This window comes from Erythrobacter epiphyticus (assembly GCF_034653295.1).
In the GTDB taxonomy this organism is placed as follows: Bacteria; Pseudomonadota; Alphaproteobacteria; order Sphingomonadales; family Sphingomonadaceae; genus Erythrobacter.
In genome coordinates this window covers 230,065-253,817 of record NZ_JAYEEU010000007.1, presented here as the reverse complement: position 1 = coordinate 253,817, position 23,753 = coordinate 230,065, and the positions used below count along the sequence as shown (strand labels likewise).

Here is a 23,753-nt window from a genome sequence, read left to right as displayed (position 1 = left end):
CGATGTACGCTCTGACGCCTTATTCCGCATATCTTCCATACTCGGTAGACCACTTGGAAGTCAGCTATTGCGTCGTCCTGAACCAAAAGCCGACATTCCGAATTCCACCCAGCTGCGGTCATAAGCATGGTCGTCGATCAATCCCGAAACCGGAATGACGGCTTCTGGCGGAACCAGACATTCAACTTCGCTACCGTGAACGACGGGGTCTGGGTCGACAGCCGCAGCATTTTCAATCTTCAGGCCGAGGGGCATCCTTCATGTGACCATTTTGGTCACTGGAGAACGATCATGGAAACGTCTGGAAACGAAACAACCACGACTAAGCGCCCCGTCTGGAATGCAGGAAGGACTGTTGGCGCGAAGCGCGCGCTCAAGCCGAAGCAGATATGGCAAATCCGATTTTACCTCAACGAACGCCGCCGCTTGCGTGATCGAGCACTGTTTGACCTTGCCATCGACAGCAAACTGCGCGGCTGCGACCTGGTTCGAATGAAGATCGGCGATATTGTTAGCGGCGGGCAAATCCGAACATGCGCCCTTGTCATGCAGCAGAAGACAAGGCGTCCTGTTCAGTTCAAGTTGCTGACAGATGCCCAGACCAGTCTGCTGGCCTGGCTTGAGCGCAGAGGTGGCAGCGTGGACGATTACGTCTTCCCAAGCCGTGTTGATCGCAACGGGCACCTCAGCACCCGCCAATATGCCCGGCTTGTTGATGAATGGGTAAGCGGGATCGGCTTGATGCGGAGCGAATACGGCACCCACTCTCTGAGGCGGACCAAGGCGTCGATCATCTACAGGGCGACCGGCAATCTGCGTGCCGTCCAGATACTTCTCGGTCACAGCAAGATCGAGCATACGGTGCGCTACCTCGGGATCGACGTCGAAGGCGCGCTCACACTCGCCGAAAGCACCGAGATATGATTGGTCTGCTCCTCGCTGACGACGAGGAGCAGACAACACTACGATTAGGATCGGCAGAGACCGCTCTGTTGACTTACGTTGCGCGAACTTCCTCGTCCCGCCTCTGGCGATCATGGCCCGCGCGAAGGCGGCGGACCAGATCCATCCGCAGCCCCAGCACCGCCATGAAGCCGATCAGAGCAATGGCAAACAGGCCGACCACCACATTCTGCGCGAGGCGTCCGATCGGGAACAGGAAGTTCCATTTGTGGATGAAGCTGAACACCAGACGTTCAGGCTTCTCGCCGTCGGCAACCCGATCCACCAGCACGCCCGCGCCCGTGTCGACGAACAGGCTGGCGCTGACCGGCGCGCCGTAATCGACCCGCCAGACCGGCAGGCGCTTGTTGCGGAAGTCGTATTCGTGGCTGAAGCGGGTCACCAGTTCCACCCCCGTCACCGCGCTGTCGGGCGCGCCGGTGAAGCGGCGGGCGATGGCGCGGGCGAGGTCCTCGTCGCCTGACGTCACGACATTGCCGGTGGCCGCATCGAGGTAGATCGCCGGGCCATCGGGTTTGATCCCGGCAAAGCGCGCCTCGCGGATTTCCGCGTCGGTGGTGGGGGCTTTGGCTTGCGCCGCCATCATCGCGGCGTGGTCGTGCCCTGCCATGCCATGAGCCGCCGCCGCTGCCTTGGCAGGGCCGTGGTCATGCTCGCCGCCGCCCATCGGGCCTTTCGGGGCAAGGCCGATGCGGTAGAGCGGCTGGCCCTCAGCCCCTTCAACCAGCGCGACCGAGGCGATATCGCGGTCCTTGGCGATCAGCGCCCAGTCTGCCTCGATCGGCCATTTGCCGCTCGCGACATTCACCGGGCTGCCCATCGCGAGATTACTCTGCGGCGGAACCATGGCCGACTGGATCAGATGATAGATTCCCGAAGCCGCAAACATGATCAGCGGCAGCGCCAGCACATAGCCCGCGATCCGGTGCCAGCCGCGCGCGCCCGGCAGCCGCTTCTTGCGCCGCACCGTCACCAGCATCGCGATGCCGGTGAGGCCGAGCGCCAGCAGGCTCCCGACCATCAGCGCGATCACCACCACCCGCAGCCAGTCCATCCCCGGCGGCACCCATTCCCAGGTGTGCAGCGCCCGGAACACGCTTTGCAGGCGGGTTTTGGTGGTGTTGTTGACGCCTGCAAGGCTGGAGGTTTCGGTATGGACATAGGCGGTGAGGCCGTCGTCGCCTGCAAATTCCAGCTTCCACACCGGCAGCAGGCGATTGACCCAGGGGTAATCGGCGTCGAACTGCGTTTGCAGTCTGGCCGAGGTGATCGGCCGGTCGGTCGCAAGATAGTGGCGGGCGAGGAATTCGGCCTGTGCCCGGTCGCCGTTCGCCACCTCGCTGCCGTCGGCGGGGCGGAAGTAGCGCCGCGCGCCGTCCGCCGCAGGGGTCACCTGCCACATGACCCCGCCGCCGGGTGCGGGGACGGTCTTGACCGCCACCGCCTCGGCAATGCCCCGTTCGGCAAGGGTTGCGGCAATCGGCCGCGCCCCTTCGAGCGCCACCGTGGCCGCAGGGGGCATGAACTGCGCCTGCTGCGGGCCGAACAGCACCATGGCGATATGGGTGAGGCCGGACAGGCCCCACACCAGGAGACTGATCCCGCCGATCAGCCCCAGCCACTGGTGCTTGGAGTATGACCAGCGTGCGGTCTTGTTCTTTGCGCTCATCACCCGCCTCCTCAGAACTTCGCCCGCAGGCCGCCGAACACGGCGCGCCCTTGTCCGGGGGTGTAGATCGCCTCGTTGGTAAGGCGCTGGTTGGCGTTGGTGGTGACGTTGGAGATGAACACCGTGTCGAACAGGTTCTCGACCGATCCGAACAGTTCGATGCCATCGGTCAGCGTGACCCCGGCGGTAAGCTGGACGATGGCGTAGCCCGGCGCGCGCTCGGTGTTGGCGTAGTCCGCCCACGGTCCTTCCGGGATCCAGCGCAGGGTGGTGGAGAGGTAGAACCGGTCCACTTGGTCGAACCGCGCCTCGGCGATCAGCACATGGCGCGGGACACCCGCGAGATCATTGTCGCCGTAAGTGGCGTCGCCATCGAAGCTGAAGTCGTTCAAGGTATAGGCCGCGCTCAGCCGCAGGGCGTGACCGTTCTGCTCCAGCGCCGCCTTGAACGGGCGCAGGTCGACCCCGAATTCGAGCCCCTGATGCACGGTCCGGTCGGCATTGGCCGTCACCGTCACCAGCCCGCGCGCGCCCGGCACGGCGAGGTCGAGGAACTCGTTCTCCAGCTCGGCCCGGTAGAGCGCAATATCCCACGAGAGGATGCCCGCCTGCCCGCGCGTGCCCACCTCGAACACGGTCGCTCGCTGGGGATCGAGCGGCGCGAAGGGGAAGGCCCCACCGCTGGTGAGATCGGCAAGGCTCGGCGCCTCGAAGCTGCGGCTGATATTGCCGAAGAACTGGATGTCCTCGGCCGCATCCACCAGCAGGCCGACGCGCGGGTTGAACTGGTCATATTCGCCCCGGCCGGTCACCGCGTTGAGGATCGCGGTCACATCGCGGGTGGCGCGGGCATATTGTCCGCCTGCGATCAGCGTGACGCTCTCGGTCAGCCCGAGATCGGCCTGGCCATAGACCGTCAGCGTGTCCGAATCCTGATCGGACTGCGTGCGCAGCGCCCCCCGCGCGCCCGAATTGTTGGCGAAGGTCTTCGCGTCATTGCTCGAGGAGGCATAGATCGCCCCCACCTGCCAGCGGCTCTGGGGAGCAAGGAAGGGCAGGCTGCCGGACAAGCGGGTCGAAACGCCAACCTCATCCTCGCCCTGCACGATGATCCCGGCAAAACGGGTGATCGCGTGGTCGAGATTGCGGCGCGCATACCATGCACCGAACTCAAGATCGGCCGAGCCGAGGTCGATCACGGTGAGGTTCGAGACGCGGTAGACATCGAGATTGCGGTCCCAGTCATCCGCCACCGGGCCGGGGTCGATCACCACCGGCCCGGCGCGGACCGGGCGTCCCGCTGCGCGCGGATTGGCGAGGGCGTCGGCAAGGCGAAGAGAGCCTGCAAGTTCGAAATTGTCCGACAGCGCGGTGACGTAGAAACGCGTCTCGATATTGTCTGACACCCGCCAGCCAAGGTTGCCGTGGCCATAGAGGCTGCGCACTTCACTGTGTTCGCGGTAGCCGTCGCTGGTGAGGCCGGTGATCCCGCCCCAATAGTCGACATCCCCGCTCTTGCCGAACAGCGAAGCATTGCCGCGGAAGGTGGAGAAGCTACCACCCTCGGCGCGCAGGGCAATCGGCGCGCGGGCGGTGCGCCCGGTCGGGCTGACGATATTGACCGCCCCGCCCAGCGAGGCTGCGCCATAGCGCAACCCGTTGGCGCCCTTGAACACCTCCATGTAGCGCACCGTCAGTGGGTCGACTTCCTGAAACTCGGTCGCGCCCGAGGCACGGCTGATCGGCACCCCGTCGCGCAGCACGGTGAGCCCGCGCCGCTCGAAGCTGGAATTAAGCCCCGATCCGCGGATCGAAATGCGGCTTTCGCGCGGGGCGCTGGTGTCGGCGAAGACGCCGGGGGTCAGTTCCAGCGCATCGCCGATGGACTGTGCGAAGATGTCGGCAAAGCCTTCGTCCTCGACGAGGCCTGTCGCGCCGGGGACGCGCTCCAGTTCCTTGCGGGCAGCCTCAGGCGTGGGGGCAGTGGCGGTGCCTTGGAGGCTGGCGGTGACGATGATCTCGTCCTGCCGTTGGCCGATCCCTTGCGCATGGAGCGGGGCGTCGAAGGCGGTGGTGGTGGCGGCAAGCATGGTGGCGCCCATGAGAGCGCGCTTCACAGTATTGATTTGCATGATGTATCCCGAAATTCCGTAAGCGCGTGGCCGCGATGCGGCGCAGCGCCAGCGACCCTGCTTTGCGGGTCAGTGAACGAGAGGGCCTTGCGAGCGGGGTTCAGTCCCCCACGCGCACGGTCTGACGATCAGACGGAAAGGGAAGGCGGCCCGCGCAGCGGCGGGCGCAGAAAGGGGATGTCGCGGGCAGGTGGCGCCCGGAGCGGCGCAAACCCGACCAGCAGAATGAACGCCAGCGCGGCGGCCTGCAGAACCGGATCGGCCCCGCCCAGCGCGGCATGACCAAGCCCCGAAAAGGCGCAAGGCTGGGATTTGTCCGCCGCCTCTGAATGATCGCCGCCCGTCCCATCCTTGTCAGGAATGGCAATCCGCATCTGCTTCGGCGTGCCGCTGGCATCGGCGCAGATCGTGACCGTCAGAAAGCGATCGCCCGTGGCAGAGATCATGTAGCCTGCGGGCACCAGCGCCTTTACCGCCAGGGCGACCACCACGAGCACCAGCGCGAGCCGGGCATATCTATGGGATAAGGCGCGAAGGCAGGTCATTACGGGCGCGCCACTAGCGCAGAGAAATTGCCATGTCACCGTGTAACATCGACAATTCCTGATGCGGAAAACAGGGCGAAACTGCCATTCCGCTCTCCACCGACGAACGATCGTAAGCGGGCGGTGCACGACCCCGAGAGCTGCATGGCGGCTTTTGGCGGAACCAGTCGTTCAACGCGGCGGCCGCCAACGACCGACTCTGGGTCGGCAGCTGACCCTGCCCAGCTCGGGCCGATCATGGCGGCACATCAGGATTCTATTCACAATCAACGCCATCGTCAAATTGACCCGAAACCGGTCATCGCAGTGTCGACCGCTTCCCTTCAACGGGAGGCGTCAGAACCGCACTGACACGCCGGCATAAAGCTGCACGGCCGGCGTCGCCTGATTGAGGCCGAAATTGCCACCGAAATCGATCTGCAGGTTGTTGTTCAACAGATGGCTGATCGCCGCGTCGGCCGAGTATTGACGCACCGTCCCTGACGGATCCCAGTTCTGCGCCGTCCACAGTTCGACCGCCATCGTGGTGCGCGAGGCCAGCGGATAGGCGAGGTTGACCAGACCTTGAAACTCGATGTGACGATTGTCGGGCTTCAGACTGTCGGCGAGCAGTGCGAATTGCGGCACCATGGTCAGCGTCGCGGGGCCGACGGGGACTTGCACCGATGTGACGAGGCCGCCCTCCCATTCGCCATTGCCGATCCCGCGCTCGGCGGTCGGGACTTTGACGAAGGGGACTACGGCGATTTGAACGCGGTCGCCGGGATCGGTCAGGCGCTGTTTGAAGCGCACCGTCAGATCACCCACCCCTTGCTGCGTGACGGTCTGCCCGGCGATGCGGCTGCGCACTTCGACCAAGGGGGCGAGGTTGAATTGGATGTCGCTGCTGTCGGTCAGCCCAAACTTCACGGTCGGGTTGGTGTAGAGCAGCGCATCGCTGCGCTCCCCTCCGGTGGTCGCTCTGGTCCAGAGGATCGCATCGCTTTCGATCTGGATCATGCCCTTGGGAACGGTGCAAGCTGCTGTGCCCTTGGTCGGGCGATCGGTGCAGATCGGCGCGCGCTCATCAACCGGCCCGGCGGTGGGGGCATGTTGAGCGGACAGAGGTGGCGCGGCACACATCATGGCGCAGGCCGCAGCGGCAGGGAAAAACCGAAAACGCATTGTGGAAGCTCCTGATTGCGGCCTGTGCGCCGCTCGACAGCCCCGCTTTTCGTCCCGATGCGCCTTAAATCACCATGCGGAATGCCGATGTGCCGCGTGAAATCTGCGTGAAAAGCTATCTCATCATCGATCAAGTCAGACTCAATTTCACGCAGATTTAATGCCTGAGGGCCCTTTCCCCCGGCGAGATTTCACGCCGCCTTGCGCCATTGGCCCTTTTGCGAATGCGAAAGGAGCCTTCATGACCTTCGACCTTCTGCTGGCGGCGCTGGTGGCGCTCGGCCTGCTTGTTTACCTCGGCATCGTGCTGCTGCGGCCGGAGCGGTTCTGATGGCTGCCACCGGCATATTCGACCGCGCGCTGCTGGGCCCCGCCGCGCGCGGAGCCTTCACCAAGCTCGATCCGCGCACGCTGATACGCAATCCGGTGATGTTCACCACGGCGGTCGTCGCAGCGGCAGCAACGCTGATCTTCTTTTATCACCTTGCGATGGGCACCGGCGATGCGCTGTTCGAAGGGCAGCTGGTGTTCTGGCTGTGGGTCACGGTGCTGTTCGGCAACTTTGCCGAAGCGCTCGCCGAAGGGCGCGGCAAGGCGCAGGCAGCGAGCCTCAGGGCGACCAAGGATCAGCTGACCGCCTGCCGCATCGGGCGCGACGGGCTGAGGGAACAGGTTCCTGCGACTCAGCTGAAGCGCGGCGATATCGTGATCGTGGTCGCAGGCCAGCAGATTCCCGCTGATGGGGAGGTGGTCGCCGGAGTTGCCTCGGTCAACGAGGCGGCGATCACTGGTGAAAGTGCCCCCGTAATCCGTGAAGCGGGAGGAGACCGCTCTGCGGTAACTGCCGGGACGACCGTGATCTCCGACCAGCTCCAGATCAACGTGACAGCGGAACCCGGCAGCGGCTTTCTCGACCGGATGATCGCGCTGGTCGAGGGCGCGAGCCGTCAGAAAACGCCTAATGAAATCGCGCTGACCATCCTCCTCACCGGTCTGACGCTGGTGTTCCTGATCGCGGTCGGGACGCTGCCTGCTTTCGCCGCCTATGCCGGGGGGAGCATTCCTATCCCGGTGCTGATCGCGCTGTTCGTGGCGCTGATCCCGACCACCATTTCGGGGCTGCTCTCGGCCATCGGCATTGCAGGCATGGACCGGCTGATCCGCTTCAACGTGCTCGCCAAATCGGGCCGCGCGGTCGAGGCAGCGGGCGACATCGGCACGCTGTTACTCGACAAGACCGGGACGATCACCATAGGCGACCGGCAGGCGAGCGAGTTTGTGCCTCTGACCGGGGTGGCCGAGGCTGACCTGATCTCCGCCGCCCGTCTCGCGAGCCTCGCTGACGAGACGCCTGAGGGCCGCTCGATCGTCTTGTTGGCAGGCGAAGGCGAGCCGCTTGCGCCTGACGCCGAGGTGGTGGGCTTCACCGCGCAGACGCGGGTGAGCGGCATCGACCAGCAGGGTCGCAGCATCCGCAAGGGTGCGGTCGATGCCGTTCTGAGGCTCGGGGACTTCCCCGAACCCGCCATCGCCGAACTGCGCCGCATCACCGACAAGATCGCGCAGGCTGGGGGCACGCCGCTGGCGGTGACTGAGAACGGACGCCTGCTGGGCGCGGTGCATCTCAAGGACATCGTCAAGGCAGGTATCCGCGAACGCTTTGTCGAACTGCGCCGCATGGGCATCCGCACGGTGATGATCACCGGCGACAACCCGCTCACCGCCGCCGCCATTGCCGCCGAGGCAGGGGTGGACGATTTCCTCGCCGAAGCGACGCCCGAGGGCAAGCTCGCCTACATCCGCAGGGAACAGGCCGAGGGCAAGCTGGTCGCCATGTGCGGCGATGGCACCAATGATGCGCCTGCACTCGCCCAGTCGGATGTGGGCGTCGCCATGAACACCGGCACCCAGGCCGCGCGCGAGGCGGGGAACATGATCGATCTCGACAGCGATCCGACCAAGTTGATTGAGGTCGTGGGCATCGGCAAGCAATTGCTGATGACCCGCGGCGCGCTGACCACCTTTTCGATCGCCAATGACGTCGCCAAGTATTTCGCGATCCTGCCCGCGATCTTCGTGGTGCTCTATCCCGGGCTCGGCGCGCTCAATGTGATGGGGCTGGCGAGTCCCAACAGCGCGATCTTGTCCGCGATCATCTTCAACGCGATCATCATTCCCCTGCTGGTGCCGCTGGCTCTGAAGGGCGTGGCCTATCGCCCCATGCCCGCAGCCAGCCAGCTGCTGCGCAACCTTGGCATCTACGGCGGCGGCGGGGTGATCGCGCCCTTCGTCGGCATCAAGCTCATCGACCTCGCCGTGTCCGGCCTTGGCCTTGCCTGAACTTCACCGTGTCTGAGCCGCAAAGGAAATCCCCATGCTTGCAAGCATTCTTACCATTGCTCTCATCGTTGGAGGCACGGCGCTGCTCTCCTGGCCGCTGGGCGCATACATGGCGGCACTGTTCTCCGGCCGATTTGCACGCGCAGACCAGCTGTTCGCCGCTGCCGCGGGCGGCACGCAAGAGCAGAACTGGAAGCAATACTCGCTCGCCTTGATCGCCTTCAACGTGGTGATGTTCGCCTTCATTTTTGTCCTGCTGGCAACCCAGCATCTGCTGCCCTTGAACCCCGATGGCCAGGGCGCTGCCAGCCTCGACCTTGTGTTCAACACGGCGGCGAGCTTCACCACCAACACCAACCTCCAGCACTATTCGGGTGAGAGCACCTGGAGCTACCTCGCGCAATTGGGCGGGCTGATGTGGCTGCAATTCGTGTCGGCGGCGACCGGGATTGCCGCGCTGGCAGCGCTGGCGCGCGGCATCGGGGGGAAGGCCAGCATGGGCAACTTCTTCCTCGATGTGCAACGTGCTGCTTTCATGCTGCTGCTGCCGCTCGCAATCCTGTTGGCGGGTGCCATCGCGCTGGCGGGCGTGCCGATGACCCTGCTCGCAGCAGCGGAGGTGACGACACTGGAAGGCGCGACCCAGACCATTGCGCGCGGACCGGCCGCTGCTTTCGTTGCAATCAAGCAACTCGGCACCAATGGCGGCGGGTTCTTCGGGCCGAACTCGACACACCCGCTGGAAAACCCGACATTCTGGTCGAACGCGCTGGAAATGATCGCGATTATTCTTATCCCGATGGCCTGCGTGTGGATGTTCGGGCGCATCATCGGCCGCCCCAGGCACGCCGCCGTGATCTTCTGTGTCATGGCAGCCCTTCTGGCGATCAAGCTCACCGCTGCTGTCACCTTCGAGAGCGCGCCGACGCAGGCCTTCGCAGGGCTTGCCGTCACGCAGGACGTCGGCAACCTCGAAGGCAAGGAGCTGCGCCTTGGTGCGACCACCGGCCCGCTATGGGCAGTGCTGACTACCGCGACCAGCAACGGCTCGGTGGGAGCGATGCATGACAGCCTCAATCCGCTCACCGGCCTGGTGCCGATGGCCGGAATGTGGCTCAACGAAACCTTCGGCGGCATCGGTGTCGGCATGATCAACATGTTCCTCTACATCGGGCTCGCCGTGTTCGTGGCGGGGATGATGGTGGGGCGCACGCCCGAATACTTGGGCCACCGGATCGAGGGGCGCGAGATGCGGCTCGTGGTGCTGGCGCTAATTGCCCACCCGCTGCTGATCCTCGGCGGCACCGCGCTGTTTGCTGCGACCCCGTGGGGGCTGGACACCCTAAACAACACTGGCGCGCATGGCTTCTCGGAAATCCTCTACGAGTTCAGCTCCGCCGCCGCCAACAACGGTTCGGGGTTCGAGGGATTGGGCGACAATACCCTCGCCTGGAATATCGCCACCGGCCTCGTCATGCTGATCGGACGTTTCCTGCCGATCATCGTGCCGCTCGCCATCGCCGGATCGCTGATGGCCAAGCGCCGCAGCGCCGAGAGCGCGGGGACGCTGAGCGTCGAGGGGCCGACCTTCGGGGTGATGCTGTTCATCGTCATCCTGATTTTCGGCGCGCTGACCTTCTTCCCTGCCGCCGCGCTTGGCCCGATCGCCGAGCATGTCACTTTGATGCGCTAAGGAGCACTGACCGATGCAATATCTTCTCCCCTCACTGCGCTTGTGGCTGGTGACCTTTGCCATATGCGTCGTGGGCTACACGGCGCTGGTGCTGGCCTTCGCACAGAGCGTCGCACCGTTTCAGGCGAATGGGTCGATTATCGAAGCCGATGGCCGGGCGGTCGGCAGCAAGTTAATCGCGCAGGACTTCAGCAGCCCCCGCTACTTCTGGCCGCGGCCCTCGGCGGTGGATTACGACGGCATGGGTGCGGGCGGCAGCAACACATCGCCGACCAGTCCGGAGCTGACGGACCGGGCAAAAGAGCTCATCGCCCGCTACGGTGCGACGGCGGATATCCCGATCCCCGCCGATCTTGTTGCGGCATCAGGTGGCGGGCTTGATCCGCATGTCAGCCTTGAAGGAGCGCTCTTTCAGGCAGACCGGGTTGCCGCTGCACGCGGGTTAGCGCCTGCCGAGGTCAGGCGCCTGATCGAGGCTCAGGCAGTCAGCGCCGCTGGCCCCTTTGCGCCGGAGCGGATCGTCAACGTCCTCGAACTCAATCTGGCGCTCGACCGGCAGGCGCAGTAGGCGGGATTCATGGACGAGCCGCGCCCCGCCAATGATGCCGAGCGTTTTCTGCGCCTTGCACAGCGTGAGGAGCGAGGGCGGCTGACCGTCTATCTTGGTGCTGCACCCGGCGTGGGGAAGACCTACCGGATGTTGCAGGAAGCTGCTCGGCGGCAGGCGGAAGGCCTCGATGTGCTCGTTGGCGTGGCCGAGACCCACGGACGCAGCGACACAGCTGCGCTGCTTGAGCCCTTCGAAGTGCTGCCGCGCCGGGCGATTGCCTATCAGGGCCACACGCTCGATGAATTCGACATCGACGCCGCGCTGGAACGGCGTCCTGGCCTGATCCTCGTCGATGAACTCGCCCACACCAACGCGCCGGGCAGCCGCCACCCCAAGCGCTGGCAGGATGTCGCCGAATTGCTGGTGTCGGGGATCGACGTCGCCACCACGCTCAACATCCAGCACATCGAGAGCCTCAACGATCTTGTCGCCGGGTTCACCCATGTCCGGGTGCGCGAGACAGTGCCCGACAGCATCCTCGATTCCGCCGAGATCATCGTTGTCGATCTCCCGCCCGAGGCGCTGATCGAACGGCTGCGGGCGGGCAAGGTCTACCTTGCCGATACTGCCGGGCAAGCACTGACGAACTTCTTCACGCCATCGAAGCTCGCCGCCTTACGGGAACTGGCTTTGCGCTTTGCCGCGGGATCGGTTGACCGGCGGCTGACCGATCAGCTCGCCCTCGCCGGGGACGAAGGCGATTACGCGGTGGGCGAGCGTATTCTCGTGGCGGTCAGCCCGGGCAAGGGCGGCGCGCAGGTGATCCGCCACGCCAAACGCCTTGCTGATCTTGCCTATGCCCCGTGGACGGCAGTGGTGGTCGAGAGCGGCGGTGCGCGCGGGGTCGTCGGGGAACAGCGCGAGCAGCTGGCCGAGAACCTGGCGCTGGCATCGTCATTGGGTGCGGCGCTGATGACAGTGGCGGCAACCGATGTGGCGCAGGCGCTGGTCGATCAGGCGCGCGAGCTTCGGGCCAGCCAGATCGTAATCGGCAAGAGCCGCCGTAGCCGTTGGTTCGAATGGCGGCACGGTTCCATCGCGCAGGACGTGATCCGCAAGGCGCGCGGGATTGCAGTGCAGATCGTCCCGCTTGAAGATGCCGATGAACGCCCGGCTCGAACCAGTGACTACCATCCGTGGCGCGCCCCCCTGTCAGCGCTGGTAATCGTCGCCGCGACGGTCGGCCCGGTGTTCGCAGCACAAGGCTGGCTACCACGCGGGGCGATCGACATGCTGCTGCTGGTGCCGGTGATCATCGCCGCGAGCCTGCTGCGGACCTATGCCGGATTGTGGGCGGCGGGGTTTGCGGCGCTGGCTTACAACTACTTCTTCACCGAGCCGCGCTTTACGCTGATCATCAATGACACTGCCGATGTCATCACTTTCGTGGTGCTTGCACTGGTGGCAAGTGTGATCGGCGCATTGGCGGGCAAGGTGCGGCGTCAGGCCGAGACCAGCGCCGGTGTCGCTCGGCTCAATGCCTCGCTTGCGCGCTTTGCCGGGCTGCTCGGCGGGCTTTCGGATCGCGAGGACACAGCGAGGGTTGCTTGCCGCGAAATCGGTGCGCTGCTTGATGTGGAGGCCATCATCGTCAGCCTTGAAGGCGACCGGTTGACCGTGCGCGGCAATCCGGCTCACGGCGCGCTCAGCCTTGTCGACGAGGCAGCGGCGCGCTGGACGCTGGAGCGCGGCGAGGTGACCGGGCGCGACACCGGCACGCTCAATGCCTCCGACTGGCAGTTCCACCCGCTCCAGACCGCGCTCGGCATCATGGGAGCCTTGGGCGTCGCACGCCCCGAACAGGGCCGGATCATCCGCGCCGACGATGCGACGCTGCTTGCCTCGCTGATCGATCAGACCGCGCTGGCGCATGAGCGTCTGGTGCTGGAGGACGAGGCCCGGCAGGTCGGCACCCTGCGCGAACGGGACCGCCTGCGCGGCGCACTGCTGGGCAGCATCGCCCATGACCTGCGCACACCGCTCACCTCGGTCATTGCTGCTGCCGAGGCGATCCCGGCGGAAGGTGCCTATGCCGAAGAAGTGCTGATCGCCCGCAGCGAAGCCCGCCGCCTGCAACGCTTCCTAGGCGATCTTCTGGAGGCGTCACGCATCGAGGATGGCGGGGTCAAGCCCCGCATCGAGAGCATCGATCTTACCGATGTGATCCACGCCGTGCTACGCGATCTGCGCCAGAACCGCGAAGGCGGCAGAGTCGTGACCCGTATCCCCGACGATGGCCCGTTGATTGCCAGCGATCCGGTGCTGCTCCGCCATGCGCTGATCAACCTTGTCGACAATGCATTGAAGTTCTCACCAGAGACCAGCGTTGTGGAGATTGTGCTTGAGTGCGATAGTAGCCACGTGACCTGCCGGGTGCTCGACCGCGGACCCGGTCTGCCCGCACAGCACGACGGGTTGTTCGAACGCTTCGCGCGGCTTGAGGGCAGCGACCGGGTCGGGGGAACGGGTCTCGGACTGTGGATCGCCAAGAACCTCGTCGAGGCGGTGGGCGGTGTGATATCGGCTGACAACCGGCCCGATGGCGGGGCTGAATTTGCGGTTCGCCTCCCGGCCTCAAACTCGCGAACTGAACCTGCCAATGCGTAAGGATGTGCTGATCATCGACGACGAACCCGCCATCCGGCGGCTGCTGATCGGCGCGCTTGATCGGGCTGGCATCGCTCACGTCGAGGCCGCCACCGCTGCCGAAGCCTTGCGCATCGCCAGTGCCGCGCCTGCACCGCTGGTCGCCCTGCTCGATCTGGGCCTGCCTGATCGTGACGGGCTGGAGGTGGTGCCGCAGCTTGCGGCACTTGGGCTTTCGGTGATTGTGCTCACCGCCCGCGACGCCACCGAGGAGAAAGTCGCCGCGCTCGACCTTGGGGCCGATGATTTCGTAACCAAGCCGTTCGACAGCGAGGAGCTCCTCGCCCGCATCCGCTCGGCGCTGCGCCGCAAGGCGGGGCCGCTCTCCACCACCGCGCGGCGTGAGTTCGCCGGCGGACATATCGACCGGGACGCGCACGAAGTTGTCGTCCGGGGCGAGCATGTGGACCTTACGCCGCGCGAATTCGATCTGCTCTGGACGCTGGCCGATCATCCCGGACGGGTGGTGACACACGAACGCCTGCTGGAACTGGTCTGGGGCCCGGCTCATCGCCATGATCTCAACTACCTGCGCGTGGCAGTGCGATCCTTGCGTCGCAAGCTGGAGCCCAACCCAAGCGCGCCGCAACTGATCATCAATGAGCCGGGGGTGGGTTACCGTGTCGCCGGATAGCCTCCGCACTTCAGATCGCGGAGAACCGCTCGATGTCGCTGATCCGGCCCGACACCACCAATTCATCATCCGGGAAGATGATCGTGTCCGGGACAGCGTGAATGAAGGCCTCGCCCTTGCGCTTCACACCCACAACCGTCACGTCATATTTCTTGCGGCAAGCGCTGGTGACCAGCGGCAGCCCGACGATAGGCTCGGGCGCGGCGAGGCGTGCAATGGCAAACTGATCGTCGAAAGCGATAAAGTCGAGCAGCCGTTCGTTGAGCAGATGCGCGACCCGCTCGCCCATGCGTTGCTCGGGAAAGACCACATGGGTCGCGCCGATCCGTTCCAGGATGCGCGTGTGATTGGCGTTGCTCGCCTTTGCCCAGATGTTCGTGAGGCCGAGATCGGACAGCGCCAGAACAGTCAGCACGCTGGCCTCGATATCCGTGCCTATGGCAACAACCGCGGCCTCGAAATCAGCCACGCCCAGCAAGCGCAGCACATCTCCATCGGTGCAGTCCGCTTCGATCACCTTGGTCAGATCGGCGGCATATTCCTGCACAAGCTGCGGATTGCTATCCACGCCCAGCACCTCGTTGCCCATGCTGGTCAGGGTGCGTGCCACTGCGCCGCCGAAACGGCCAAGTCCGACGACGAGGACAGGTTTGCGCTTGTCAGCCGACAATGAGATTCTCCTTGGGGAAGCGATAGGGGCGAGGGTTTCGGCCAATGGCAAGCGCGGTAGCCACAGTGATGGTGCCGACCCGGCCGACAAACATCAACAGCACGATGACGATCTGTGCGCCGGGCGGCAAGTCTGCGGTAATGCCGGTGGAAAGGCCGACAGTCGCGAAAGCGGAAATGCATTCGAACAGGATCTCGGGCAAAGCAAGGTTCGTGACCGATGAAATGTAAGTGGCCGCTGCGAAGATAATGCCGCCTGCCATCGCTGTCACTGTCAGCGCCTGTCGTTCGACCTCATGTCCAAAACGGCGATCAAACAGCCCCGCATCGCGGCGACCGAGCACTTCGGACAGCACAATGGCGAACAGGACGACAAAGGTCGTGACCTTGATCCCGCCCGCCGTGCCCGCGCTGCCCCCGCCAATGAACATCAGGAGGTAAGTCACCATCAGCGTCTGGTCATGAAACCCGCCGACATCGACACTGTTGAAACCCGCCGTGCGCGGCATGACCGAATGGAACGCGGCATTGAGCACCTTAGTGCCTACGTCCATCGGGCCGAGCGTCGCTGCATTCCCCCACTCCATCGCGAGAATTGCGGCAAAGCCGATGGCCAGCAGGATGGCCGTGCCAGATACTGTGACCTTCGAGTGCAGCGACCAGCGCCTCCATTCGAACCGCTTGTCGCGTAAATCCTGCATGACCGGAAAGCCCAGCGCTGTGAGGATCACCGCCAGCATGATCGGCACCAGGATCAGCGGATCGCTCTGATAGCCCATGACGCTGTCGGAATGGGTCGAGAAACCAGCGTTGTTGAACGCGCTCACCGAATGGAACACCCCATGCCACAGGGCGCTCCCCAGCGTCATATCATAGCTGACGGCAAGGCGCAGCGCGAGGATCAGCGCGACGATTCCCTCCACCACGACGGTGATGCCGAACACCAGCTTGAGCACCGACAATGCGTCGCCGGTCTCAAGCCGACCGCGCTCGACTTGGGTGGCCATCCGGTCGTGCAAACCGAACCCGCGTCCGGCTATGAGGCCAAACAGCGTGGCCGCTGTCATGATCCCCAGTCCGCCAATCTGGAACATGAGCAGGATCGCCACTTGCCCGAACGGTGACCAGTAAGTGCCGGTATCGACGACCACCAACCCGGTTACCGCGACGGCCGAGGTGGCGGTGAATAGCGCAGTCAGGATTGGCGCGCGGGTGCCGTCGGCAGTCGCGACCGGAAGGCTGAGCAATAATGTCCCGATACCTATGGCGAGCAGAAACAGGCTCGGCACAAGGCGGATCGGGTTGCGCAGCAGCTTCATTCCGCTGACTTGGCGAAGGTTGCTAGCGTCGGCAACAACTGTTTGAGGGGCTTGGGGGCCGGCCTATTGGCAGAACCTTACCAAGGTGGGTCATTAGCGTGGCCAACGCGCGACCAAGAAAGACGAATGACGGCTTCTGGGGAAATCAGACGTTCAATTGGGTGATCGTCAACGACTGGCTCTCGGTCGCTAGCTGCCGCTTACCGCCCCGGACCGTATCCGTATTGCCGCCGTGCGAGTTCCAGCTTCGTCAATTTTTCGTCATGAGCTTTGGCCTGCTCTAGCATTCGATGAGGTGGCGGTGAGGCGGCAGTATCCGGCCAACGCTGATGGGCTCGCCGCGCAAGCCACGCCCTATGGTCACGCATTTCGTCATTGCCGAGATCTGCTGTGAGCCATTTTTCACGCATCTGGCGGGCATGGCGCTTGCCTGCTTCCTCAAGCCGCGCGAGCAGAAGTCGCCACAGCTTGCGCATTTTCTCGTCGGCAAGTGCCTTGCGCAACCGATCCATTTTTTCGGCTTCCACCTTGTCAATTATGGCGTCATCCCCCTCCTTGACGGCCTTTGAGTCAGCCTTTCGGCAAAGACGCGGAACAAGCGACAAGATGAATTCAGCGACATCCCGGTCAAGGCCGTCGCGCCGGGCAAGAGTGGTCGCTGTCTGGGCGCTTTGTGCTGCCACGCGCTTTTCATCCGCGATGTCTCAATGGCCAAGCGCGCCAGCGGCAAGATGCGCGAACTCCGCGTCAAGGATATCGTCAAGCGGGTGACGGTTTTCCGGAGCCTTTTGCGGCTGTGAAGGTGGTGTCGGACGACGTGCGCTGGCCTCCTCCCGCGTGGCTAGGACGCGCGCAAGACCATGCGTGGCCGTGTCGCTCGAAGCGCTATCGGACGCGGCCTTCTGCCGGATTGCCCTGGCTTTGCCTTCATCTGCATCCATGCCTTTGTGCGGCTTTGCGGGCCCTTCGCGCCGAAGAATATCGCGCCACCACGTGGACATAGTATATCCCGGGGCATCTTCCGGCTGACCGATGGGCTCTTCTCCCTCATCTTCGTCCTCTTCGGTTTCGGTTTCCCGTTTCCGCTCTGGCGCAGGATCTGGTTCCGGCGGCGGCGGCGTGGGCCTGTTTAGCGCGCTGAACATTTCGTTCGCGATGTCGACCGGCGCTGCAGGCGGCTCGTCAGAGGGAGGGATGATGGGTAGGGCACGAAGCGGCGCAATCGAGATCTCAGGGTATGACGGCGGCATAGTGCCAGCATCGAGGCGCGGCGGAACTGTATTGGGCAATTGCGTGTCAAGGATGGCAGGCGGCGGATTGGCGCTCTGCGTGAGCGGAATATGCGCTGGGGTCCCTAAAACTGCGCTCGAAGGTGCTTCCGTGGGTGGGAGGCCGACATCGAGTTCGACAGGTTGAACTGTGCCGAGTCCTACCTGCTCCGGATGTTTCGGCGGCACGCCTCAGCGCGCGCATCAAGGCCGTGCGCACCGAGATCGACGATCTCAACGCTGCCAAGCGAACACTCGGGCAGCAGCTGAATCGGGGACCAGGCAGAATCACCCCTGACGCCGTGCGCAGATTTGGGGAAATCGTGAGGGATCGTCTGCACAATGGTGATGCTAACGCTCGTCAAAACATAGCGCGGGCATTCATCAGTCAGGTCCGTGTCGGGACAGACATCAAGATATCTGGTGATCTCAATGCTTTGGCGAGAGCAACCGCAAGTGTCGCACGGTCAAAGGGAGGAGTGCCCAGCTTTGACCGGAAATGGTGCGGGTGGCGGGACTCGAACCCGCACGAGCAAAGCTCAGGGGATTTTAAGTCCCCGGCGTCTACCATTCCGCCACACCCGCTGTGTGGTTCGCGCGGGCGATAATGGCACAGCGCGGGATCGGCAATCGCGCATTTGCCCCTGTCGGCCGGGCGCCCATATCGAAACGGGCCGCACCCAAAGGGGTGCGACCCGTGCGATTTCGCGTCCGACGCGTGCCTCAATCGGCGTTGAGGCGCTCGCGGATTTCCTTGCCCGCCTTGAAATAGGGCACGCGCTTGGCATCCACCGAAACGGATTCGCCGGTGCGCGGATTGCGACCGGTGCGGGCCTCGCGCTCGCGCGTCGAAAATGCGCCAAAACCGCGCAGTTCGACCCGGCCACCTTCGGCAAGGCGCTGGGCGATTTCATCAAAGAAAATGTCGACGACCTGTTCGATTTCGTCGGCGTGCAATTCAGGATTGTCCTTATGCAGCTCGTGCAGCAATTCGGATCGGATCATGTTGGCCTCCCGATGCCGGCCAACATTATGCATGGAGGCCGCATCTATGGCGGGTATACCCGCTGTTGTTCTCAACGTGCCCGCGACCCTAGGCCCGTTCGATATAGACGGCCCGAGCGGCATCGCGCAATCCCGCATTGCCAACTTTATCAGAAATTGCGGCTGGTTGCGGAGCCTTTGCCCCTGTGAAAAGTGCTGGGAGCCTAGCCGCGCAGGGTGAGTTCGGCCGGATCCAGCCCGAGCCGTTCCATGCGGCTGCGGATTTCGGGCCATTCCTCGCGCAGGAACAGATCCCGTTCCCGCGCGCGCAGCCGCTCCGCCGCGCCTTTGACAACATACATGCCGACCCCGCGCTGCACTTCGACGAGGCCATCATTCTGGAACTGCTGGTAGGCCTTGGCCACGGTCAGCGGGTTGGCACCCTGTTCCGCCGCGAGCGCGCGCACCGAAGGCAGCATTTCGCCTTCGGGATATTTGCCGAGCATGATGGCAGCGGCGATCTGATCGCGCAGCTTCAAATAGACGGGCCGGTTCGGGCTCATGAGCGTGTGTGTCCTCTGGCGAGGTGCATCAGTGCCATAATACAGCCATGCAGGTCAAGGTGAACGCCACGCGACATTATGGTTGCACGCGCAACAAAAGCTTCACACGCGGAAATTGTCCGCTAGGTTGCGCCGCCATGGGATTGCGCCTGAGGGAGGGCGCGCAAAAGGGATATCTTTTTTCATGGCCACTGCTGAGCTTCCGCACGGGGACAGCGCCGGGACTTTCCTCGGCCACCCGAAGGGTCTGTTCGTTCTGTTCTTTGCCGAAATGTGGGAGCGCTTTTCCTACTACGGCATGCGCGCCCTGCTGATCTTCTATCTCACCCAGCACTGGCTGTTTTCCGACAGCCAGGCGGGCGTGATCTACGGGGCCTACACTGCGCTGGTTTACATCACCCCGGTGCTGGGCGGTTATCTGGCGGATAAATATCTCGGGCAGCGCAAGGCAGTGACCTATGGCGCGGTGCTGCTGACCTTTGGTCATTTCCTGATGGGCTTTGAAGGTAGCGGCGGGCAGGATCCGGCGGCGCTCAACATTTTCTGGCTGGCGCTGGCCTTCATCATCGTCGGCTCGGGCTTCCTCAAGGCCAACATTTCGGTGATCGTCGGCCAGCTTTACCCGCGCACCGATGTCCGGCGCGATGGCGCCTACACCATTTTCTACATGGGGATTAACCTTGGCGCGGCGATCGGCTCGATCCTGTGCGGCTATCTCGGCCAGACCTATGGCTGGGCCTATGGCTTTGGCGCGGCGGGCTTCGGGATGCTGCTGGGCCTCGTCGTGTTCACCGTGTTCAAGCCGCTGCTGCTCGGCCGCGGCGAGCCGCCCAAGGCGCTGGCCAAGGGCACCGAATGGGGCCTCTACGCCGTCGGCGTCCTGGCTGTCGGGGTGTGCTGGTGGCTGGTGCAGAATCAGTCGGTGGTCGGCACCTTGCTCGGCCTGTGCGGCGCGGTGCTGGTGGCCTATGTGCTGTTCACCGCGGTGGTGAAGCTCGAACCGCATGACCGTGATCGCATCTTTGCGGCGATGTTCCTGATCCTTGGCTCGATCCTGTTCTGGGCGCTGTTCGAACAGGCCGGTTCCTCGCTGAACCTCTACACTGATCGCCATGTTGACCGGACCATCTTCGGTTTCGATGTGCCCGCCTCGGTGTTCCAGTCGGTCAACGCTATCTACATCGTGCTGCTTGCCCCGCTGTTCGCCGGGCTGTGGACGTGGCTGGGCCGCAAGGGGCTTGAGCCTTCGGCCCCGGCCAAGTTCGGCCTCGCGCTGATGCAGCTGGGCTTCGGCTTCCTCGTGCTGGTGGCGGGCGCTGCGACGGGCAATCTTACCCCGGTGCTGTTCATCTTCCTGATCTATCTCTTCCACACCACCGGCGAGCTGTGTCTCAGCCCCGTCGGCCTCTCGGCGATGAACCGGCTGGCCCCGGCGCACATGGCCTCGCTCATCATGGGCACGTGGTTCTTCGCTTCGGCCACCGGCAATTTCGCCGCCGGGCTGATCGCGGCGGCCACCGGATCGGAAGCCGCTTCGGGTGAAGGCGCGGGCAAGGAAGTGGTGCTCGGCGTCTATAGCCAGATCGGCTGGATCGCGATTGCCGTCGGAGTCGGTGTGTTGGTGGTCAGCCCGCTGATCAAGAAGCTGATGCATCTCGATACGCTCAAGGATGATGAGCCCGCGGAAGAGGCCTATCCCGCCGCCGCGCGCCCCGCTGAGTAAGAATCATCTGACACGCTAATCGTCCAACAGCATGGACATCCCCCCGTTTTCCCGTCACACCTGTGGCCGGGAAAACGGGAAGGGCAATTGATGGCATACAAATTCACGCGCAGCGCGGGACTCGCGCTGGTGAGCGCATGGGCGCTTGCCGCCTGCGCCACCACCAACGCACAAAGCGACAGCGCACCGGCAGCGGCGGCAGACACAAAGGCGCGCGCATTCGCCGCCAAGGGGCCGAAGGATGATCCCTTCGCCTCGACCTACAAGCCCTTTCCCAATGTTGCGACCGCGATCCGCGGTGCCACCATCTATGATGGCAAGGGCGGCAAGATCGAGAATGGTGTCGTCTTCATGTCGGGTGGCAAGATTGTCGCGGTTGGCGGGCCCGATACCCCGATCCCGGCCGACATCGCGGTGTTCGACGGCACGGGCAAATTCGTCACCCCCGGCATCATCGATATCCACTCGCACCTTGGCGATTATCCCTCGCCCGGCGTGGATGCCCACTCGGATGGCAACGAGGCCACCAGCCCGACCACACCCGAAGTCTGGGCCGAACATTCGGTCTGGCCGCAAGACCCCGGCTTTACCCGCGCGCTCGCCAATGGCGGGATCACGGCTTTGCAGATCCTGCCCGGTTCGGCCAACCTGATGGGCGGGCGTTCGGTAACGCTCAAGAACGTGCCCGGCCGCACCGTGCAGCAGATGAAGTTCCCCGGCGCGCCCTATGGCTTCAAGATGGCCTGCGGCGAAAATCCCAAGCGGGTCTATGGCAGCCGCGGCCGGATGCCGTCGACCCGGATGGGCAACCTTGCTGTCAACCGCCAGACCTGGTTTGACGCGATCGAATACGCCAACAACGATAAGGCGAAGCGCGATCTCGGCAAGGAGACGCTGGCCGGCGTGCTGCGCGGCGAAATTCTCGTCCACAACCATTGCTATCGCGCTGATGAAATGGCGCTGGTGATGGATATGGCCAAGGAGATGGGCTACAAGGTCACCGCCTTCCACCACGCGGTTGAGGCTTACAAGATCGGCGATCTGCTGCGCGAAAACGACGTGTGCAGCGCGATCTGGGCCGATTGGTATGGCTTCAAGATGGAAGCCTATGACGGCATTCTCGAAAACGCCGCCTTCCTCCAGCGCGAAGGGGCTTGCGTGGTCATCCACTCGGATGATGCCAATGATATCCAGCGGCTCAATCAGGAAGCGGCCAAGGCGCAGGCGGCCGGACGCCGCTTGGGGATCAATATCTCCGATGCCGAAGTGATCGGCTGGATCACCTACAACGCGGCCAAGGCGATGGGGATCGGCGATCTCACCGGCAGCCTCGAAAAGGGCAAGATGGCCGATGTCGTGCTGTGGAACGGTGATCCGCTGAGTGTCTATTCGCGGCCCGAAAAGGTCTGGGTCGATGGCGCGTTGATGTTTGATGCGATGAACCCCAAGACCCGGCCGGTAAGCGATTTCGAGCTTGGTCAGCCCGGCGAAGGAGATGTGAAATGAACCGCCTCCTTGCTCTAGGCGCCAGCCTCGCCGCTCTCACCGCTGCCACCCCTGCGCTGGCGCAGGACATGCTCATCACCAATGCCAAGGTCGTGATCGGCGATGGTAGCGCACCGATCGACGGCGCGAGCGTGCTGGTGCGCGGCGGGCGCGTGGTCGCAGCGGGCCGCAATGTCGCTGCGCCGCAAGGCGTGCCGAGCATGGATGCAGGCGGGCGTTGGGTCACCCCTGGCCTATTCGCCACCATCACCACGCTTGGCCTTGCCGATGTCGATGCGGTCGACGAATCGAATGACAGCCGGGCAGGCGGTGCGCCTTTCAGTGCATCGCTTGATGCCGCACAGGCGATCAACCCGACATCGCAGAACATCCTTGTCCACCGTGCCGCCGGGATCACCCGCGCAGCCAGCACGACGATGCCTTCGGGCTCGATCTTCGGCGGGCAGGGCGCGATCATTGATCTGGATGGCGATGCCAATCCGGTGATGCAGGCGCGCGCGTTCCAGATGGTTGACCTGTCGGAAGGTGGCGGACGCATCGCGGGCGGCAGCCGGGCCGCCGCCCACGTGCTGTTCCGCAGCGCCCTGCGCGAGGCGCAGGCGCTGGCAGGGCGCAGCGGCATTCCCGGCACCACCGAGATCACCAAGGGTGACAAGGTCATGCTCGGGCGCTTCGATGCCGAAGCGCTGGTGCCGGTCGTGACCGGGCGGCAGAAGCTCTACGTCGCGGTCGAACGCGCGGCTGATATCCGCGCTGCACTGGCATTGAAGGCGGAGTTTCCGCGGCTTGATCTGGTGCTGGTCGGGGTGAGCGAAGGCTGGCTTGTCGCCAGCGAGATCGCCGCGGCCAAAGTGCCGGTGATTGCCAATGGGCTCAATGATCTGCCCGATACCTTCCAGCAGCTTGCCGCAACGCAAAGCAATGTCGGACGGATGAAGGCAGCCGGGGTCACGGTGGCGATCAATGCCGACGCCGCGCAGAACCCGCGCCGCCTGCCGCAGACGGCGGGCAATCTGGTGGCGCTTTCGCGGGTGCCGAGGGCAAGCGGGCTGTCCTGGGGCGAAGCCTTCGCGGCGATCAGCTCGATCCCGGCAGCGATCAGCGGCATGGGCGGCAAGGCCGGCGTGCTTGCGCCCGGTGCGCTGGGCGATGTGGTGATCTGGGATGGCGATCCGCTCGAAGTGGGCAGCGTGCCCACCAAGGTCTATATTAGCGGGGTCGAGCAGGATCTTGCCAGCCACCAGAGCCGCTTGCGCGATCGTTACAAGACGCTCGATGAAAGCGCGCGGCCCAAGGCCTTCGATTGGTGAGGCAGGCGGTGTTTC

Annotated in this window: 19 protein-coding genes and 1 tRNA gene; 10 read left to right on the top strand and 10 right to left on the bottom strand. The window is 64.1% G+C overall.

What is annotated here, in order from left to right:
- Positions 1 to 291 precede the first annotated feature (291 nt).
- Positions 292 to 924 carry a tyrosine-type recombinase/integrase gene (locus SOQ14_RS06705; protein WP_322897852.1) on the top strand — a complete coding sequence of 211 codons (633 nt, stop codon included), beginning with the start codon at positions 292 to 294 and terminating at the stop codon, positions 922 to 924.
- A gap of 73 nt (positions 925 to 997) precedes the next feature.
- Here the strand turns inward: SOQ14_RS06705 and SOQ14_RS06700 are convergent, their stop codons facing one another.
- From SOQ14_RS06700 to SOQ14_RS06685, 4 genes are all read right to left on the bottom strand, one after another.
- A complete protein-coding gene (locus SOQ14_RS06700) occupies positions 998 to 2,632 on the bottom strand; it encodes a PepSY domain-containing protein (RefSeq protein ID WP_322897286.1) in 1,635 nt (544 codons plus the stop codon).
- Positions 2,633 to 2,643: 11 nt separating this feature from the next.
- Positions 2,644 to 4,764, bottom strand: coding sequence for a TonB-dependent receptor family protein (locus tag SOQ14_RS06695; protein ID WP_322897285.1), 2,121 nt, complete (start codon positions 4,762 to 4,764; stop codon positions 2,644 to 2,646).
- Between the two features lie 128 nt (positions 4,765 to 4,892).
- Positions 4,893 to 5,309, bottom strand: coding sequence for a DUF2946 family protein (locus SOQ14_RS06690; protein ID WP_322897284.1), 417 nt, complete (start codon positions 5,307 to 5,309; stop codon positions 4,893 to 4,895).
- Between the two features lie 336 nt (positions 5,310 to 5,645).
- Entirely contained in the window at positions 5,646 to 6,431 is a 786-nt protein-coding gene (locus SOQ14_RS06685; RefSeq protein WP_322897851.1) for a transporter, read from the bottom strand.
- A gap of 283 nt (positions 6,432 to 6,714) precedes the next feature.
- Here SOQ14_RS06685 and SOQ14_RS06680 point away from each other — a divergent pair, with 283 nt between their 5' ends.
- The 6 genes from SOQ14_RS06680 to SOQ14_RS06655 are packed head-to-tail and all read left to right on the top strand — an operon-like array spanning position 6,715 to position 14,396.
- Complete coding sequence (locus SOQ14_RS06680; RefSeq protein WP_267619191.1) at positions 6,715 to 6,804, top strand: potassium-transporting ATPase subunit F; 90 nt, start codon at positions 6,715 to 6,717, stop codon at positions 6,802 to 6,804.
- Positions 6,804 to 8,813 (top strand): potassium-transporting ATPase subunit KdpB, encoded by a 2,010-nt coding sequence (gene kdpB / locus SOQ14_RS06675; protein ID WP_322897283.1) that lies wholly within the window; start codon positions 6,804 to 6,806, stop codon positions 8,811 to 8,813. The genes SOQ14_RS06680 and kdpB overlap by 1 nt, the downstream gene beginning before the upstream one ends.
- Before the next feature lie 34 nt (positions 8,814 to 8,847).
- Positions 8,848 to 10,506, top strand: coding sequence for a potassium-transporting ATPase subunit KdpA (gene kdpA / locus SOQ14_RS06670; RefSeq protein WP_322897282.1), 1,659 nt, complete (start codon positions 8,848 to 8,850; stop codon positions 10,504 to 10,506).
- Positions 10,507 to 10,519: 13 nt separating this feature from the next.
- Positions 10,520 to 11,074: a potassium-transporting ATPase subunit KdpC gene (kdpC, locus tag SOQ14_RS06665; protein ID WP_322897281.1), complete on the top strand. Its 555-nt coding sequence runs from the start codon at positions 10,520 to 10,522 to the stop codon at positions 11,072 to 11,074.
- A gap of 9 nt (positions 11,075 to 11,083) precedes the next feature.
- The gene (locus SOQ14_RS06660; protein ID WP_322897280.1) at positions 11,084 to 13,723 is read left to right on the top strand and encodes an ATP-binding protein; all 2,640 of its coding nucleotides are present in this window, start codon (positions 11,084 to 11,086) and stop codon (positions 13,721 to 13,723) included.
- A complete protein-coding gene (locus tag SOQ14_RS06655) occupies positions 13,716 to 14,396 on the top strand; it encodes a response regulator transcription factor (protein WP_322897279.1) in 681 nt (226 codons plus the stop codon). Before SOQ14_RS06660 ends, SOQ14_RS06655 begins: the two co-directional genes overlap by 8 nt.
- A gap of 10 nt (positions 14,397 to 14,406) precedes the next feature.
- On the opposite strand, the gene SOQ14_RS06650 is transcribed toward SOQ14_RS06655, so the two are convergent.
- The 6 genes from SOQ14_RS06650 to SOQ14_RS06625 all read right to left on the bottom strand — a co-directional run bounded on the left by SOQ14_RS06650 (position 14,407) and on the right by SOQ14_RS06625 (position 19,199).
- Entirely contained in the window at positions 14,407 to 15,066 is a 660-nt protein-coding gene (locus SOQ14_RS06650; protein ID WP_322897278.1) for a potassium channel family protein, read from the bottom strand.
- Positions 15,056 to 16,384, bottom strand: a complete 1,329-nt coding sequence (locus SOQ14_RS06645) for a TrkH family potassium uptake protein (protein WP_322897277.1) — start codon at positions 16,382 to 16,384, stop codon at positions 15,056 to 15,058. The genes SOQ14_RS06650 and SOQ14_RS06645 overlap by 11 nt, the downstream gene beginning before the upstream one ends.
- A 200-nt stretch (positions 16,385 to 16,584) precedes the next feature.
- Positions 16,585 to 17,067, bottom strand: coding sequence for a hypothetical protein (locus SOQ14_RS06640; RefSeq protein ID WP_322897276.1), 483 nt, complete (start codon positions 17,065 to 17,067; stop codon positions 16,585 to 16,587).
- A 1,085-nt stretch (positions 17,068 to 18,152) separates the two neighbouring features.
- Positions 18,153 to 18,237 (bottom strand) — tRNA-Leu (locus SOQ14_RS06635).
- Between the two features lie 138 nt (positions 18,238 to 18,375).
- Positions 18,376 to 18,657, bottom strand: coding sequence for an integration host factor subunit beta (locus SOQ14_RS06630; RefSeq protein WP_322897275.1), 282 nt, complete (start codon positions 18,655 to 18,657; stop codon positions 18,376 to 18,378).
- A gap of 203 nt (positions 18,658 to 18,860) precedes the next feature.
- Positions 18,861 to 19,199 carry a GntR family transcriptional regulator gene (locus SOQ14_RS06625; RefSeq protein ID WP_322897274.1) on the bottom strand — a complete coding sequence of 113 codons (339 nt, stop codon included), beginning with the start codon at positions 19,197 to 19,199 and terminating at the stop codon, positions 18,861 to 18,863.
- 184 nt (positions 19,200 to 19,383) lie between these two features.
- Here SOQ14_RS06625 and SOQ14_RS06620 point away from each other — a divergent pair, with 184 nt between their 5' ends.
- The 3 genes from SOQ14_RS06620 to SOQ14_RS06610 all read left to right on the top strand — a co-directional run bounded on the left by SOQ14_RS06620 (position 19,384) and on the right by SOQ14_RS06610 (position 23,738).
- Positions 19,384 to 20,922: a peptide MFS transporter gene (locus tag SOQ14_RS06620; protein WP_322897273.1), complete on the top strand. Its 1,539-nt coding sequence runs from the start codon at positions 19,384 to 19,386 to the stop codon at positions 20,920 to 20,922.
- A 90-nt stretch (positions 20,923 to 21,012) separates the two neighbouring features.
- The gene (locus tag SOQ14_RS06615) at positions 21,013 to 22,428 is read left to right on the top strand and encodes an amidohydrolase (RefSeq protein ID WP_322897272.1); all 1,416 of its coding nucleotides are present in this window, start codon (positions 21,013 to 21,015) and stop codon (positions 22,426 to 22,428) included.
- A complete protein-coding gene (locus SOQ14_RS06610) occupies positions 22,425 to 23,738 on the top strand; it encodes an amidohydrolase family protein (RefSeq protein ID WP_322897271.1) in 1,314 nt (437 codons plus the stop codon). Before SOQ14_RS06615 ends, SOQ14_RS06610 begins: the two co-directional genes overlap by 4 nt.
- Positions 23,739 to 23,753 lie beyond the last annotated feature (15 nt).